Genomic DNA, 13,891 nt, shown 5'->3' with positions numbered 1-13,891 from the left:
GCCCTCGCCACGCCTGCTCGGGCGTGGCACCCTTGCCATAGGCGCCCGGAAGAGGCGCCCGGGACGTTGGGGGCCGATCATGATCCGCAGCACGCGCGCGCCGTTGGGCTATCTCGCCTATGTCGTGGTGATGAGCCTCTTCGGCCTCTACTTCGTCTTCGCCGCCGTGCAGGGGAACTACGGCATCTTCCGCCGCGCCGAGGTGGACGCCCAGGCGCTGGAGCTCAAGGTTCAGCTCGCCAGCCTCTCCGACGAGGTCGAGCGGATGGAGAACCTGACGCACCGCCTCTCGGACGGCTATCTCGACCTCGACCTCCTCGACCAGCAGGCCCGCGACGTGCTGGGCATGGTCCGCCCGGACGAGGTCGTCATCCGCTGACCGGCGGCGCGGTGGTGCCCCGCACCACGAGGGTGAGCGGCAGGATCTCCCGCCCCGCCGGCAGGTCGTCATCCAGGATCGCCGAGACCGACCGCTCCGCGATGCGCCGATAGGGCTGCTCCACCGTCGTCAGCGGCGGGATCGACTCGGCCGCCTCCGGCACGCCGTCGAACCCCACGACCGAGATCTCCTCCGGCACGCGGACCCCCCGGGCCTCGAGCGCCTTCAGTGCCTCCAGCGCCACGAGGTCCGACATGGCCAGGAGCGCCGTGGGCCGCTCCTCGGCCGCCAGGATCAGGTCGAGCGCCGCGCCGACGTTGCCGCCGTCGTTCTGGACGGCGTGGATCGGGACCATGTCCTCGGCGATGCCGGCCTCGGTCAGCGCCGCCCAGTAGCCGCGCGCTCGCTCGCGCACGTTGACGAAGCGCGTGGCGCGGACCTCTTCGGGCGGGACACGCCCCGGCCCTGGCCCGAGGCCGATCCCCAGGATCGCGAATCGCCGATGGCCAAGTGCCAGCAGATGCCGCGCCGCCATCCGCGTGGCGCCGAAATCGTCGATGTCGATGGCGGGGACGTCGGGCTCGCTCGTGTCCAGCGACAGGGCCACGAAGGGCAGGCCCCGGCGCTGGGTCACCTCCACCAGCAGCTCGCGCCCGCCGCAGCGCAGGAGGAAGCCGTCCACCAGCGCGCTCTCGATGCTCCAGGCCAGGTGCTTGCCGCCGGCGACCGAGACCAGGGCGATTCCCGCGCCCCGGGCGTCGCAGACCTCGGCCACCTCGGTCAGCAGTCGCCGCGCCCAAGGGTCGGCGAAGAAGTAGGACAGCGGCTCGGCCGCCGCGATGCCGATGGCGTTGACCTTGCCCGAGCGAAGGAGCCGCCCCTTGGGGCTCGGCCCGGCGTAGCCCAGCGTGCGCGCGACCTCCCGGACCCGTTCCCGCACTTCCTCGCGCACCAGCTCGGGCCGGTTGAAGACGTTGGACGCCGTGCCCTGCGACACCCCCGCCGCCTCCGCCACATCCCGCAGCTTGATCATCTTCGCTTCGGCCATGTCCCTGCCCCACTTGGGTTTCCCAAGCCCTAGATCATATTTTGAACCGATTCAACTTTCCGCTTGACGGTAGGTTGGCCGGGAGTTACCTTTGAATCGGTTCAATTGATGGGCCATCGATTTCAAGACCGATTGAGCAGCGACATTCCACGACGCTTTTTCCATCCCATTTGACTGACCAGACCCTTGCACGGATCGGGTTGCGCCGCCGCCCAGCCCATCAGGCGGGCCCGTGGGGACGTCCCCCCACGGGCCCGTGCCTCTCATGGCCATGCCGCAGCGCAGCGAGGAGGGGCCCTCGCCATTCCCTGGGGTCTCCGCTAGATCACCTTGAGGAAGATCATTCGCCCAGCGAGGACCCGGATCATGGCCACCGCCCAAGCCGCTCAGACCGCCGCGCCCGCCCCCGACTCCGCCGCGATCCCCAACGTCTCCCGCGAGGAGCTCCTCACGTATTATCGCGAGATGCTGCTGATCCGCCGCTTCGAGGAGAAGGCGGGCCAGCTCTACGGCATGGGGCTGATCGGCGGGTTCTGCCACCTCTACATCGGACAGGAGGCCGTGGTGGTCGGCCTTGAGGCCGCCGCCGAGGAGGGCGACAAGCGCGTCACCTCCTACCGCGATCACGGGCACATGCTGGCCTGCGGGATGGATGCCAAGGGCGTCATGGCCGAGCTCACGGGCCGCATCGGCGGCTACTCCAAGGGCAAGGGCGGCTCCATGCACATGTTCAGCAAGGAGCGGCACTTCTACGGCGGCCACGGCATCGTCGCGGCGCAGGTCCCGATCGGCGCGGGCCTCGCCTTCGCCGACAAGTACCTGGACAATGGCCGCGTGACCTTCACCTACTTCGGCGACGGCGCCGCCAACCAGGGCCAGGTCTACGAGACCTACAACATGGCCCAGCTCTGGTCCCTGCCGGTCGTCTTCGTCATCGAGAACAACCAGTACGCCATGGGCACCTCCGTCAAGCGGAGCACCATGTCCCGCACCTACTGGGAGCGTGGCGCCGCCTACGGCATCGCGGGCGAGGAGGTGGACGGCATGGACGTCCTCGCGGTCAAGGCTGCCGGCCAGCGCGCAGTGGAGCACTGCCGCGCCGGAAACGGCCCCTACATCCTCGAGGTCAAGACCTACCGGTATCGCGGCCACTCCATGTCGGACCCCGCCAAGTACCGTACGCGCGAGGAGGTCCAGAAGATGAAGGACGAGCGCGATCCCATCGAGCACGTCCGCTCCATCCTCCTGACCGGCAACCATGCCACCGAGGACGACCTCAAGGCCATCGATCGCGAGATCAAGGACATCGTCAACGAGGCGGCCGAGTTCTCCAAGGAGAGCCCGGAGCCCGACGTGAGCGAGCTCTGGACTGACATCGTCGCCTGAGCGCGACAAGACGAGACCGAGGCCCTCGGCTTCGCGCAACGATGGCCGAACACGCCGAACGGCGGACTACCAAGGGGACCAAATGGCCACCAACATCCTGATGCCCGCCCTTTCGCCCACGATGGAGGAAGGCACCCTCGCCCGCTGGCTCAAGAAGGAAGGCGACCCGATCAAGTCGGGCGACATCCTCGCGGAGATCGAGACCGACAAGGCCACGATGGAGTTCGAGGCCGTCGATGAAGGCACCCTCGGCAAGATCCTCGTTCCCGAGGGGACCGAGGGCGTGAAGGTCAACGCGCCCATCGCCGTCCTGCTGGCGGAGGGCGAGGACGCCTCGGCCGCCGAGGCGCCCGCCACGCCCGCTCCGTCCGCATCCGCCGGCGAGGGGTCGGTGCCGATCCCGTCGCCGCTGAAGGGCTCCGAGGGCCGGGCCGAGCCCACGCCCGCCGACACCCCCGCCCCCGTCCCGGCCGAGCCGAAGGCCCCCGTGACCCCCGACTACCCCGAGGGCACGGCCACCAGGACGATGACCGTCCGCGAGGCGCTTCGGGAGGCCATGACCGAGGAGATGCGCCGCGACGACACGGTCTTCCTCATGGGCGAGGAAGTCGGCGAGTATCAGGGCGCCTACAAGATCAGCCAGGGGCTCCTGGACGAGTTCGGGCCCAAGCGCGTCATCGACACGCCCATCACCGAATACGGGTTCGCGGGCATCGGCGTCGGCGCGGCCTTCGGCGGCCTCAAGCCCATCGTCGAGTTCATGACCTTCAACTTCGCCATGCAGGCGATGGATCACATCATCAACTCGGCGGCCAAGACGCTCTACATGTCGGGCGGCCAGATGGGCTGCCCCATCGTGTTCCGGGGCCCGAACGGCGCGGCGGCCCGCGTGGCGGCCCAGCACTCGCAGGACTACGCCGCCTGGTTCATGCAGGTCCCGGGCCTGCGCGTGGTCATGCCCTACTCCGCCGCCGACGCGAAAGGCCTCATGAAGACTGCGATCCGCGACCCGAACCCGGTCATCTTCCTCGAGAACGAGATCCTCTACGGCCGCTCCTTCGAGGTGCCGGAGATGGACGACTTCACCATCCCCTTCGGCAAGGCCAAGATCGAGCGGGCGGGAAGCGACGTGACGCTCGTGAGCTTCGGCATCGGCATGACCTACGCCCTCCAGGCCGCCGAGGAGCTGGCCAGGCAGGGCGTCGAGGCCGAGGTCATCAACCTCCGTTCGCTCCGCCCGATGGACCTGCCCACGGTGATCGAGTCGGTGAAGAAGACCAACCGCTGCATCACCATCGAGGAGGGATGGCCCCAGGGCTCGGTCGGCAGCTACATCGGCTCGCAGATCATGCGCGAGGCCTTCGACTACCTCGACGCGCCCGTGATCTCGCTGACCGGCAAGGACGTTCCGATGCCCTACGCCGCGAACCTCGAGAAGCTCGCGCTCATCACGGTAGCCGAGGTCATCGACGCCGTGAAACAAGTGACCTACCGCTGAGGGGAGCGCCGATGCCCACGCAGATTCTGATGCCCGCGCTCTCCCCCACGATGGAGGAAGGCACCCTGGCCAAGTGGCTCGTGAAGGAGGGTGACACCGTCAAGTCCGGCGACGTGATGGCCGAGATCGAGACCGACAAGGCCACCATGGAATTCGAGGCCGTCGATGAGGGCGTCATCGGCCGAATCCTCGTCCCCGAGGGCTCCGAGGGCGTGAAGGTCAACACGCCCATCGCGCTCCTGCTCGGCGAGGGCGAGGATGCCTCCGCCGTTCCCGCAGCCGGTGGCTCCGGGGCTGCTAAGGCCTCCGATGCGCCCGCGCCCTCCGGCGAGATCGCCGACTACTCGCTGGGCCCGGTGCCCGAGCGGACCGGCGACGCCCCTGCCGGCGTGCTCGACGCGGCGGCGGCCAAGCGGGAGGACGGCACGCCCGCCGGTGGAGGCGCGGCGCCCCAGCCGCAGGCCAAGCCTTCCGAGGGCGGCCGGGTCTTCGCCTCTCCCCTCGCCCGCCGCATTGCGGGAGAGAAAGGGATCGATCTCTCCGCCGTGAAGGGCAGCGGCCCGAATGGCCGGATCGTCAAGGCCGATGTGGAGGGCTTCAAGCCCTCCGCAGCCGCGGCCGCGCAACCGGCGGCTCCGACGCCTGCGGCGTCTCAGCCCGCGCTCGCCGCCGAGGCGCCCAAGGCGGCTCCGGCCCCAACGGCCGATGCGATCCTCCGCATGTACGAGGGCCGCGAGATCGAGGAGGTCAAGCTCGACGGGATGCGGAAGACGATCGCCGCCCGCCTCACCGAGGCGAAGCAGACGATCCCGCACTTCTACCTCCGCCGCGACATCCAGCTCGACGCGCTGCTCGCGTTCCGGGCTCAGCTCAACGGCGCGCTCGAGCCGCGCAAGGTGAAGCTCTCGGTCAACGACTTCATCATCAAGGCCTGCGCGCTGGCGCTCCAGCAGGTGCCGAACGCCAACGCCATCTGGGCGGGCGACCGGATCGTGAAGCTCAAGCCCTCGGACGTGGCCGTCGCCGTCGCCATCGAGGGGGGCCTCTTCACGCCCGTCCTCAAGGACGCGCACCTCAAGTCGCTCTCGGCGCTCTCGGCCGAGATGAAGGACCTCGCCGCCCGCGCGCGGTCCAGGAAGCTCGCTCCGCAGGAGTACCAGGGCGGCAGCTTCGCGATCTCGAACCTCGGGATGTTCGGCATCGACAACTTCGACGCGGTCATCAACCCGCCGCATGGGGCGATCCTCGCGGTCGGCGCCGGGGTGAAGAAGCCGGTGGTCGGCGCGAACGATCAGATCGAGGTGGCCACGGTCATGTCCGTGACGCTGTCGGTCGATCATCGCGTCATCGACGGCGCCCTGGGGGCCGAGCTTCTGCAGGCGATCAAGGACAACCTCGAGAACCCGGTCGCGATGCTGGCCTGATCACGCCTTCGTCCCGTCTGCCTGACGGGACGCGGCGCTGCTCTAGCTGGAAAGGGGATGGCGCCGCCGGGCGCCCTCTCCCCGAAAGGATCCTCCATGCGCAGCCTTCTGATCCCCCTCGCCGCCCTGGCCCTCGTCGCCGCCTGCGAGGAGACGGCGACCGGCACGACCCCCCTGCCCGGCTCGGGCGTCGGGGCCCCTCGGCCGAACGAAGTCGCGGCGGCCGGGATTCCGCCGCGCCAGGGCTTCCTGACCTACCTCTGCGCCGACGGTCGGGTCGTCCAGGCCCAGTACGGCAACTCGGACGACGCCATCATGAGCGCCGGCCAGAACGCGGCCTACCTCTACGTTGACGGGCGGAGCATACGGATGCTCCAGGGCGTCTCGGCCAGCGGCGTGCGCTACATCGGCGGCGGCTACCAGTGGTGGACGCGTGGGCTCCAGACAGCGAATCTGGCGCCGCTGGGACCCAACGAGAGCACCGCGACCGACCCCGGGACCGAGTGTCGGGCGAACGGGTGAGTCACCCTCCGGGAAGGCGCTGATCCATCGAGATGGCGGGGTTCGCGCAGCCGGCCTCGCCCACGATCTTGGCGGGAACGCCGGCCACCGTCTTGCAGGGCGGCACGTCGTGGAGCACCACGCTCCCCGCCGCGATGCGGGAGCAGTGGCCGACCTTGATGTTCCCGAGGACGTGCGCCCCGGCCCCGATCAGCACGCCGTCGCCGATCTTCGGATGCCGGTCGCCGTCGGTCTTGCCCGTCCCGCCCAGCGTCACCGAATGCAGCATCGAGACGTTGTCGCCGACCACCGCCGTCTCGCCGATGACGATGGAATGGGCATGGTCGATCATGATGCCCTTGCCGATCCGCGCGGCCGGGTGGATGTCCACGCCGAAGACCTCCGAGACGCGCGTCTGGAAGAAGTAGGCCATGTCCCTGCGGCCGTGCGTCCAGAGGTGATGCGCGACACGATAGGACTGCACGGCCTGGAAGCCCTTGAAGTAGAGCATCGGCTGCAGGAACGTGTGGCAGGCCGGGTCGCGGTCATGGATCGCGACGATGTCGGCGCGGGCGGCCTGGGCGATGCCGGGCTCCTCCTCCAGCGCCTCGTCCACGATCTCGCGGAAGATCTGGCCCGACATCTCGGGCGAGGTGAGCTTCATGGCGATGCGGTAGGCCAGCGCCCGCTCGAACGTCGGGTGGTGCAGGACGCTCGAATGCACGAGCCCGCCGAGCAGCGGTTCGCCGACGACGGCGGCCTCGCCCTCCTGCCGGATGCGCGACCAGACCGGGTCGATCTCGGCCAGTTGAACCCTGGGTGTCGACATCACTGTCATCGCGCCCTCCATAAGCGTGCGGGACCCTAGCGCAGATAGGGTGCGGAGGCCACCGTCAAAGGGGCCTCCGACCATCTCGGCGAGGGATCTCACGCCGTCGCCTCGACCGAGCGGAACGGCCCCGGCCCGAACCGGACCGAGAGCTGGGCGACCTCGATCCGCAGCGGACCCGGGCCGTCCTCGGCCCGCATCGCGGCATCGTAGGTCCAGGCCGGCCGGGCCACCTCCACCTCGCGCAGCACGGTGCCGTCGCGATGCACCCTGAGGAGGTAGGCCTCCCGCTCCTCGCCGAGCGGGACCTCGGTGCCGGTCCAGGAGTCGCCGTCGATCCGGGTCCGCCGCACCCAACTCACGCGCAGGTCACCCCCCGAGTCGTGCGCCCGCAGGTGGCATACCGCATAGGGCCGGAGGCCGATGCCCCGGAACGCGACCTCGCGGTGCCGCCAGGACGGGTCCGAGAGCGGTCGGCCCGCAGGTCCCCAGCGGTAGTGACGCAGCCGGTCGCGGAGCGAGGCCGGGTAGCTCCACTGCGAAGGCACCCCGTCGAGGAGGACGAAGCGCGAGCCGGCCGGCCATTCGTCGGGCATGACGGCGTCGGTCCCGGCCTGACCGCGCAGCCTCAGCCGCAGGTCCCAGGTACTGGGCGCCACGAGCTTGGCCTCGGCGAACTGGAAGACCTCCCAATGGTCGGTGAGCCCGTCCCCGATGGCCGCCACGCCGGCGCCGCCCAGCACCCTCTCGACGCAGACCGAGGCCAAGGCGCCACGCGCGAGCCGCACCCGGAGCGCCGGGCCCCGGTCCCAGATCCCCGGCTCGGCGCGGCGGAGCGATGTAAGCGTCGTCCCCACCGTCGCCGGGACCGGCGCGTTCAGGACCTGGCTGTAGCCCGCATCCATGGCGCCTGAGGCGAGCGCGACCGGGCCCGGCCAGGGGCTGGCCACGAAGGCCACATGGGGCGCCTCGGGGGCCTCCTCCCCGGTCAGGAGGGGGAGGTCGAGGAACACCGCCTCGACCGGGGCCGGCACCGCGATGGGCCGCGGTGGCCGGGGCTCGTCGGTGGCCTCGACGGGGCGCCAGGTGCCAGGCTCGACGCGAACCGCTTCGACGCTTCGCGCGCCGGCGTCCTCGACCCGGTCGATCCGCCAGCTCGCGCCCCCGACCTCCACCACGTCGCCGGGGCCGAGGTGGGCCAGCGAGGGCGGCAGGGCGAAGCGGGCGCCGTCCCGGCCGAGGCGGGATTCATGGAGCCACCGTTCGGCGATGGCCCGTCCCTCGGCCCGCAGCGCCACCAGGGGGAGGCTATTGCGCGAGAGCGCCGGGACGGGGTCGTCGGGCAGCACGGCCTCGACCGAGATGCTGGCGTAGTCGGCGCCGTGCTCGATCACCTGGACCTGGACGCGGCCGGCGAGCTCCGCCTCGGGCGCGCGGGTGAGCGTCAGGTCGGATTCGGCGCCTTCGTCGTGGACGAGCAACGCCTCCTCGATCACGGCGTCGACCCGGCCGGTGCGGGTCCGCGCCACGAGCCGCCCGTCTCGTTCCAGCACGTCGAAGCCATAGGCCAGCATCAGGGGCTGGAGCGCCTCGCGCGCGGTGCCGGCGTCCTCGATCACCATCCCGCGGACCAGGCCGTGCAGGCACGAGGTGTCGGGACCGGCGGCCCCGCTGTCCCGGCAGATCTCCTCGACCACCGAGGCGAGCGTGCGGGCCGAGGCGCGGCCGTTCAGCCAGTGGCCCCGGTCGTAGTTCGGGCCGTCGCCCCAGAGGTCGGTGGTTGCCGGGAAGGCCGGGAAGGGCCGCGCGTCCCAGGCCCAGGCGTGCGCCCGGTCCATGTCCACCATCGCTCCGCCGTAGAGCGGCGAGACGGGGTTGTTCGACGGGTCGGCCCAATGGCGGAAGAGGGCGCGGTAGTAGCTCTGCTGGATCAGGTCGTCGCGGCGTCCGTCCGAGAAGCGCGGGAGCATGGACTCGGAGGACTTGGGGTCGAGGAACTTGTTGGGCTCGTTGGTGCCCTTGTCGATGGCCGCGCAGCCGATCTCGGTGAACCAGATCGGCTTGGACTTGGGGACCCAGGGGGAGGCGGCGCGGCGCTGGCCGTCGACGCGGTCATGGTGCGGGTTCGACCACCAGCCCTGGAGGTCCTTCAGGCGCCAGAGCCAGGGCTCGCCCAGCCCGTCGGCGATGGGCGTGCGGACCTGCGCGGCGCGGTCGGCCTCGGAGGCGTAGAACCAGTCGTGAAGCTCGCCCCCGGCGACGTTGGCGGCGAGGTAGTCGACCGAGTGCACGTCACCCCAGGCGGCGTCGAGGTGGTCGTCGCCCTCCCGCCAGTCCGAGAGCGGCAGGTAGTTGTCGAGGCCGATCACGTCGATGGCGTCGTCGGCCCAGAGTGGGTCGAGGTGGAAGAGCTTGTCGGCCGTGCCGGCCGGCTGGTAGCCGGAGTATTCGGACCAGTCGGCGGCGTAGGTGATCGTGGCCCCGGGAAGGATGGCCTTCACCTCGCGGGCGAGGCGGCGGAGCTGGTCCACCGCCGGGAAGCCGTCCGCCCCCCGGATCGTGGTGAGGCCCCGCATCTCGGTCCCGATGCAGAAGGCGTCCACGCCCCCGGCCTCGGCGCAGAGATGGGCGTAGTGGAGGATCATGCGGCGGAAGGACCACTCGGCGGGGCCGGTGTAGGCGACGCCCTCCGCCTGCCGCGCGAACTGGCCTGGCTGGGCGGAGCCGAAGAAGGCGGCGACCTCCGCGTCGGCCTCGGCCGTGAGGTCGGGCGACCCGGGGCGGCCGGGGGCCTTCGACAGCGTGATGCGGCCGCGCCAGGGCAGCGCGGGCTGCTCGGCGGCTCCGTAGGGGTCGGGCAGGCCGTTGCCCGGCATCTGGTCCATGAGGAGGAAGGGGTAGAAGGTGACCGCCTTGCCGCGCTCGCGGATCTCGCGGATCGCCTGGATCACGGAGGCGTCGGTGGGCGTGCCGCCATAGACGGGGCGGCCGTCCTCGCGCGGGACCCGGCGGGCCTGCGCGCGGGGGAGGCCGGACACGGACCAGGGCATCCCCTGCCCGTCCGTCCCGGTCTGCTCGACCTTGGGCTGGACTTGGCAATGCCCGGCGCGGAGGTCGTCGCCGAACCAGCAGACGACGAGGCTGATGGACTGGAGCCGGGGAAGCTCGGTCGTGAGCTGGTCGAGCGAGACGAGGAAGTCGGGCCTGGCCTGGGCGGTGTTGACGTTGGCGGGCGTGGACTGGCCGAAGCCAGAGGAGAGGTAGACCGGCGTGGTCGCCAGCGCGTATTCGCCGGTGCCGGGGATCAGGGCCACGCCGCGCAGGAGGCGGGCGATGTCCTCGGCCTCGGCGTCCAAGCGGTGGAGGGCGGGGCGGAAGACCTCGAAGCTGAACTGCGGGACGCGGTTGCCGAAGCGTTCGAGGGGCAAGTCCTCGATCACGACATAGGCGATGCCGCGATGGGCGGAGACGCGGGCCGGGCCCTCCTCGGCCTCGATGCGCGGGTCGGGGAGCTGGTCCTCGGTGCCGTGGTAGACCGAGAGCTGGAGGTCGCCCCGCGCGATCTCCTGCCCGTCGGCCCAGACGCGGCCGATGCCGGCGATGACCCCCTCGCAGAGCGCGACGGCGAGCGAGACGGTATAGCCGTAGGTCGTGACCTGCGGCTGGGGGGAACCCTTGCCGCCGGAGGTGGCCGAGGACTCCTTGAACGGCGAGGCCCAGATGACCTGGCCGCCCACCCGGACGGCGCCGTGGACGCGGGCGACGGCCGCGCCTTCGGAGGCGCCGGTGAGGCGGAAGCGGTCGATGCGGCCCGTCTCGACCGGAGCGCTGCCGGCGCCGAGGAGGCGCTCGTCGATGGCGCGGCCGACCATGGCGCCGGCGGCGCGACCCAGGGTGGCGGCGGAGAGGCCCAGGACGGAGCCCCCGAGGGAGCCGCCCAGCGCCATGCCGGCGGCGGAAAGGACGATGGTGGCCATCAGGTTGCTCCTTCGAGGTCGAAGCGGGCCACGATGCGGGCGGCCCAGGGGGCGGACAGGGGGCTATCGATGACGCCGTGTCCGCTCATGGAATGGATGAAGGCGTCGGGTGCGGAGAGGATGCCGAGGTGCTTGGCGACGGCACCGGCGCGCATCCGGAAGAGGAGGAGGTCGCCGGGCCGCCCTTGGCCGGGGTTCAGGACCTGGCGGGCGGCGTCCCAGAGGCGCTCCTCGCCCTGCGGCTCGGACCAGTCGGGGGTGTAGGTCGGGACGGGCATGGGCTCCTCGCCGTGGACCTCGCGCCAGACGCCCCGGATGAGGCCGAGGCAGTCGCAGCCCGCGCCCTTGGTGGAAGCCTGGTGCAGGTGAGGGGTGCCGACCCAGGCGCGGGCGGCGGTGACGATCCTCGATTCGGGGCGGCTCATCGGATGGCGCCCCTCGATGGGACGGCAAGGAGCCAGTCCTCTCCCGGGACGAAGGGGAAGCCGCGGAAGTTGACGAGGTTGTCGAACTTGACGCGGCAGGTGGCGGCGCGCTTGTCGCAGCCGGGTTCGAGCCGGACGCGGTCGGTGGGCCGGATCGTGGCGCGGATGGGGGACCAGAGCTCGAGGAGGCGGTCGCCGCCCTCCTTGCCATCGGCCTTGATGACGCCGGACAGGCCCCTGCCCTCGCCGGTGAGGACGGTGAGGCGCCCGCGCTCGAACCAGCGGGGGTCGAAGGCGCCGAGGCCCTCGGGCCGGAAGGTCCGGCCGTCGGTGTCGCCGGCCTCGACCTCGGCGGAACGGCTCGTGGTGCCGATCCCGCAGGCGGCGTCGCCGAGGGTCGCGGAGCAGGTCGTCTGGTAGAGGCGGCCGGTGGGGCGGTTCAGGGCCTCGGTGAGGCCGCGCAGCTCGGCCTGGAAGGCGCCGTTGCCGCGCCGGATCTCGCCCAAGGTGCCCCGGAAGCGGAGATCGCGCTCCTCAGGGTTCGCCCAGTTGACGTGCCAGAGGCGGACCTCGGCCGAGTCCCAGCGGCCAGCGTCGATGTCGGCCTCGGTGATCGCGTCGGAAGAGAGGACGCCCAGCGCCTCGGAGTTGTCCACGGCGAGGCCGGTGCCCTGGACGACGGCGCGGGCGGTCAGGCCGGTGTCAGGGCGGAAGGTGAGGCCGTCGAAGGTCAGGGGCAGGTCGTGGTCGGTGAAGCCGAGCGCGAGGCCGTCCATGCGGGCGATGGCCCAGCAGCGGGCGATGGTGGTCGCGCCGGTGGCGAGATGGGTGCGGAGGGTCATGCGCGCACCTCGATGACGGGGACCGAGGGGACCTCGCCCGCCGCGAAGGTGGAGGCCTGGACGCGGACGGAGTCGGTGTCGAAGCGGACGGGGACGTCGAATTCGAAGCCCGCCGTGACGATGGCGCCGGACGCCGGGGCGGTGGTGAAGGTCACGAGGCCGATGGCGTCGTCGAGCGTCCAGTCCTGGCGGAGCGCTCCGTTGATGGCGACCTTCACCGTGCCGGCGACGGGCCTGGTGATCGTGCGCCAGTGGGTCACGCCACCCGAGCCATAGCCTTTGCGGAGCTGGAACGTCCGGGTAGTCCCATCGCCGGTGCCGAGCTGCTGGTCGAGGGGGCTGGGCGTGCCGGAAGGCGCGCAGGATTTGTGGTCGCCCCAGTCCTTCCAGCGGAAGGCGTGGAGCTGGCCGGCGCGGGCCTCGAAGAAGGCGAGGAGGTCGTGGAGGTCGTCGAGCGAGCGGAGGCCCAGGCCCGCGTCGTAGCGGCGGCGGGACTGGGACCAGGGGGAGTTCCGCTCCTCGAAGCCGTTGGCGAGGGTGACGATCTGGGTCGCGCGCTCGGGGCCGCCGAGGGCGCCGAAGCTGAGCGCGGTGGGGAAGCGGATGTCGTGGAAGGCCATGGGGGCACCTCAGCGGTTGCGGGGCGGCCGGCGGCCCGAGGAGGCGGCGACATCTCGGCGGCGATCTGGGATTGCGAGCGGCGGAAGCCGGCGATGTCGGGGGTGGAGATATTGATCGTCACCTGTGGGGCCTTGCCGCCCTCGGCCCGGACGCCGAGGCGGCCGTCGGCGCCGCGCGTCAGCGGCATGATCGCCTCCGGGCCCGCCTCGCCCATGAGGCCGGTTGCTCCGCGCATCGGGAACGGGGTCGCCTGGCTGACGACGCCGCCCTTGGCGAAGGGCATCACGCGGCCCTGCGCGAAGGCACCGCCGTTGGCGAAGGGCATCAGGCCCGAGACGGCGCTGTTCAGGCCGCTCGACAGGAGCCCGCCGAGCTGGTCGGTCACAGGCTTCATCGCGGCCTTGTAGACGGTGTCCACCATGGTTCGGCCGACGCCCTTGAGCGCGTCGGAGAGGCGGTCGCCGTCGATGACGAGGCCGTCGATGGCGGAGCGGAGGCCGCCCGCGAAGCCGGTCTTGAGGTCGCCCAGGTCGCGGGTGGTCTGGCCGAGGCTGTCGCGGACGGAGGCGAGGGTGGACGAGAAGGCGGCGGCCATTCGGGTCGTGTCCGCGAGGCGGGTGTCGAGGCCGTCCATCTCCTCGGAAAGGTCGAAGGGGGTCATGCGGGAGTCCTGTCGGGGAACTGCTCGGAGAGCTGGAGGAGGCGGGCGCGGCCCATGGGGAGGGGCCGCTGGTCGAAGCCGAGCATCAGGGCGAGCTCGGCGGGGGTGAGGGCCCAGAACTCGGCCGGTTTGAGGCGGAGTTGCTGGAGGCCCGCGCGCAGCAGCGCGGGCCAGTCGAAGGCGGGGCCCGAGCCGGACCTGCGTAGGGCAGGGTTCACCCCGCCATCTTCGGCCGGCGATGGCGCTCCGGGTCGAGCCGAGGCGTGGCGGGGGGGAACCCCCCCCCCCCGGGCCCCCCGG

Annotated in this window: 12 protein-coding genes and 1 pseudogene; 5 read left to right on the top strand and 8 right to left on the bottom strand. The window is 71.4% G+C overall.

Annotation, left to right across the window (positions count from 1 at the left end; translation table 11 throughout):
- Positions 1 to 79: 79 nt before the first annotated feature.
- Complete coding sequence (locus RUMESO_RS11930) at positions 80 to 379, top strand: FtsB family cell division protein (protein ID WP_037280466.1); 300 nt, start codon at positions 80 to 82, stop codon at positions 377 to 379.
- On the opposite strand, the gene RUMESO_RS11925 is transcribed toward RUMESO_RS11930, so the two are convergent.
- Positions 369 to 1,427: a LacI family DNA-binding transcriptional regulator gene (locus RUMESO_RS11925; protein WP_037280464.1), complete on the bottom strand. Its 1,059-nt coding sequence runs from the start codon at positions 1,425 to 1,427 to the stop codon at positions 369 to 371. The genes RUMESO_RS11930 and RUMESO_RS11925 overlap by 11 nt on opposite strands.
- A gap of 366 nt (positions 1,428 to 1,793) precedes the next feature.
- Here RUMESO_RS11925 and pdhA point away from each other — a divergent pair, with 366 nt between their 5' ends.
- From pdhA to RUMESO_RS11905, 4 genes are all read left to right on the top strand, one after another.
- Positions 1,794 to 2,813 (top strand): pyruvate dehydrogenase (acetyl-transferring) E1 component subunit alpha, encoded by a 1,020-nt coding sequence (gene pdhA, locus RUMESO_RS11920; RefSeq protein WP_051521272.1) that lies wholly within the window; start codon positions 1,794 to 1,796, stop codon positions 2,811 to 2,813.
- 82 nt (positions 2,814 to 2,895) lie between these two features.
- On the top strand, positions 2,896 to 4,311 hold the full coding sequence (locus tag RUMESO_RS11915) for a pyruvate dehydrogenase complex E1 component subunit beta (RefSeq protein WP_037280463.1): 1,416 nt from the start codon (positions 2,896 to 2,898) through the stop codon (positions 4,309 to 4,311).
- 11 nt (positions 4,312 to 4,322) lie between these two features.
- Entirely contained in the window at positions 4,323 to 5,735 is a 1,413-nt protein-coding gene (locus RUMESO_RS11910) for a pyruvate dehydrogenase complex dihydrolipoamide acetyltransferase (protein ID WP_037280461.1), read from the top strand.
- 96 nt (positions 5,736 to 5,831) lie between these two features.
- Positions 5,832 to 6,257 (top strand): MliC family protein, encoded by a 426-nt coding sequence (locus RUMESO_RS11905; RefSeq protein WP_051521271.1) that lies wholly within the window; start codon positions 5,832 to 5,834, stop codon positions 6,255 to 6,257.
- A 1-nt stretch (position 6,258) separates the two neighbouring features.
- Here the strand turns inward: RUMESO_RS11905 and cysE are convergent, their stop codons facing one another.
- The 7 genes and pseudogenes from cysE to RUMESO_RS11870 all read right to left on the bottom strand — a co-directional run bounded on the left by cysE (position 6,259) and on the right by RUMESO_RS11870 (position 13,809).
- Positions 6,259 to 7,065 carry a serine O-acetyltransferase gene (gene cysE / locus RUMESO_RS11900; protein WP_037280517.1) on the bottom strand — a complete coding sequence of 269 codons (807 nt, stop codon included), beginning with the start codon at positions 7,063 to 7,065 and terminating at the stop codon, positions 6,259 to 6,261.
- A gap of 98 nt (positions 7,066 to 7,163) precedes the next feature.
- Complete coding sequence (locus RUMESO_RS11895) at positions 7,164 to 11,042, bottom strand: baseplate multidomain protein megatron (protein ID WP_037280459.1); 3,879 nt, start codon at positions 11,040 to 11,042, stop codon at positions 7,164 to 7,166.
- A complete protein-coding gene (locus tag RUMESO_RS11890; RefSeq protein WP_037280457.1) occupies positions 11,042 to 11,467 on the bottom strand; it encodes an NlpC/P60 family protein in 426 nt (141 codons plus the stop codon). Before RUMESO_RS11890 ends, RUMESO_RS11895 begins: the two co-directional genes overlap by 1 nt.
- Positions 11,464 to 12,309 carry a DUF2163 domain-containing protein gene (locus tag RUMESO_RS11885; RefSeq protein ID WP_037280455.1) on the bottom strand — a complete coding sequence of 282 codons (846 nt, stop codon included), beginning with the start codon at positions 12,307 to 12,309 and terminating at the stop codon, positions 11,464 to 11,466. The genes RUMESO_RS11890 and RUMESO_RS11885 overlap by 4 nt, the downstream gene beginning before the upstream one ends.
- Positions 12,306 to 12,929, bottom strand: a complete 624-nt coding sequence (locus tag RUMESO_RS11880) for a DUF2460 domain-containing protein (RefSeq protein WP_037280453.1) — start codon at positions 12,927 to 12,929, stop codon at positions 12,306 to 12,308. The genes RUMESO_RS11885 and RUMESO_RS11880 overlap by 4 nt, the downstream gene beginning before the upstream one ends.
- Before the next feature lie 47 nt (positions 12,930 to 12,976).
- A pseudogene (locus RUMESO_RS27185) lies at positions 12,977 to 13,591 on the bottom strand (phage tail tape measure protein); the annotation flags it as partial.
- Entirely contained in the window at positions 13,588 to 13,809 is a 222-nt protein-coding gene (locus RUMESO_RS11870; protein ID WP_037280449.1) for a rcc01693 family protein, read from the bottom strand. The gene RUMESO_RS11870 and the pseudogene RUMESO_RS27185, both read right to left, overlap by 4 nt.
- Between the last annotated feature and the right edge of the window lie 82 nt (positions 13,810 to 13,891).

Source organism: Rubellimicrobium mesophilum DSM 19309 (genome assembly GCF_000600335.2).
Classification (GTDB): Bacteria; Pseudomonadota; Alphaproteobacteria; order Rhodobacterales; family Rhodobacteraceae; genus Rubellimicrobium; species Rubellimicrobium mesophilum.
Note: the sequence above shows the minus strand (reverse complement) of the source record. Positions and strands in the feature narration are given on the sequence as shown.

Excerpts from the sequence above, each read along its gene's own strand:
- RUMESO_RS11915 (WP_037280463.1), top strand. The coding sequence starts at position 2,896 with ATGGCCACCAACATCCTGATGCCCGCCCTTTCGCCCACGATGGAGGAA.
- RUMESO_RS11925 (WP_037280464.1), bottom strand. The coding sequence starts at position 1,427 with ATGGCCGAAGCGAAGATGATCAAGCTGCGGGATGTGGCGGAGGCGGCG.
- RUMESO_RS11905 (WP_051521271.1), top strand. The coding sequence starts at position 5,832 with ATGCGCAGCCTTCTGATCCCCCTCGCCGCCCTGGCCCTCGTCGCCGCC.
- RUMESO_RS11910 (WP_037280461.1), top strand. The coding sequence starts at position 4,323 with ATGCCCACGCAGATTCTGATGCCCGCGCTCTCCCCCACGATGGAGGAA.
- RUMESO_RS11930 (WP_037280466.1), top strand. The coding sequence starts at position 80 with ATGATCCGCAGCACGCGCGCGCCGTTGGGCTATCTCGCCTATGTCGTG.
- cysE (WP_037280517.1), bottom strand. The coding sequence starts at position 7,065 with ATGTCGACACCCAGGGTTCAACTGGCCGAGATCGACCCGGTCTGGTCG.
- RUMESO_RS11890 (WP_037280457.1), bottom strand. The coding sequence starts at position 11,467 with ATGAGCCGCCCCGAATCGAGGATCGTCACCGCCGCCCGCGCCTGGGTC.
- RUMESO_RS11880 (WP_037280453.1), bottom strand. The coding sequence starts at position 12,929 with ATGGCCTTCCACGACATCCGCTTCCCCACCGCGCTCAGCTTCGGCGCC.
- RUMESO_RS11895 (WP_037280459.1), bottom strand. The coding sequence starts at position 11,042 with ATGGCCACCATCGTCCTTTCCGCCGCCGGCATGGCGCTGGGCGGCTCC.
- RUMESO_RS11885 (WP_037280455.1), bottom strand. The coding sequence starts at position 12,309 with ATGACCCTCCGCACCCATCTCGCCACCGGCGCGACCACCATCGCCCGC.
- pdhA (WP_051521272.1), top strand. The coding sequence starts at position 1,794 with ATGGCCACCGCCCAAGCCGCTCAGACCGCCGCGCCCGCCCCCGACTCC.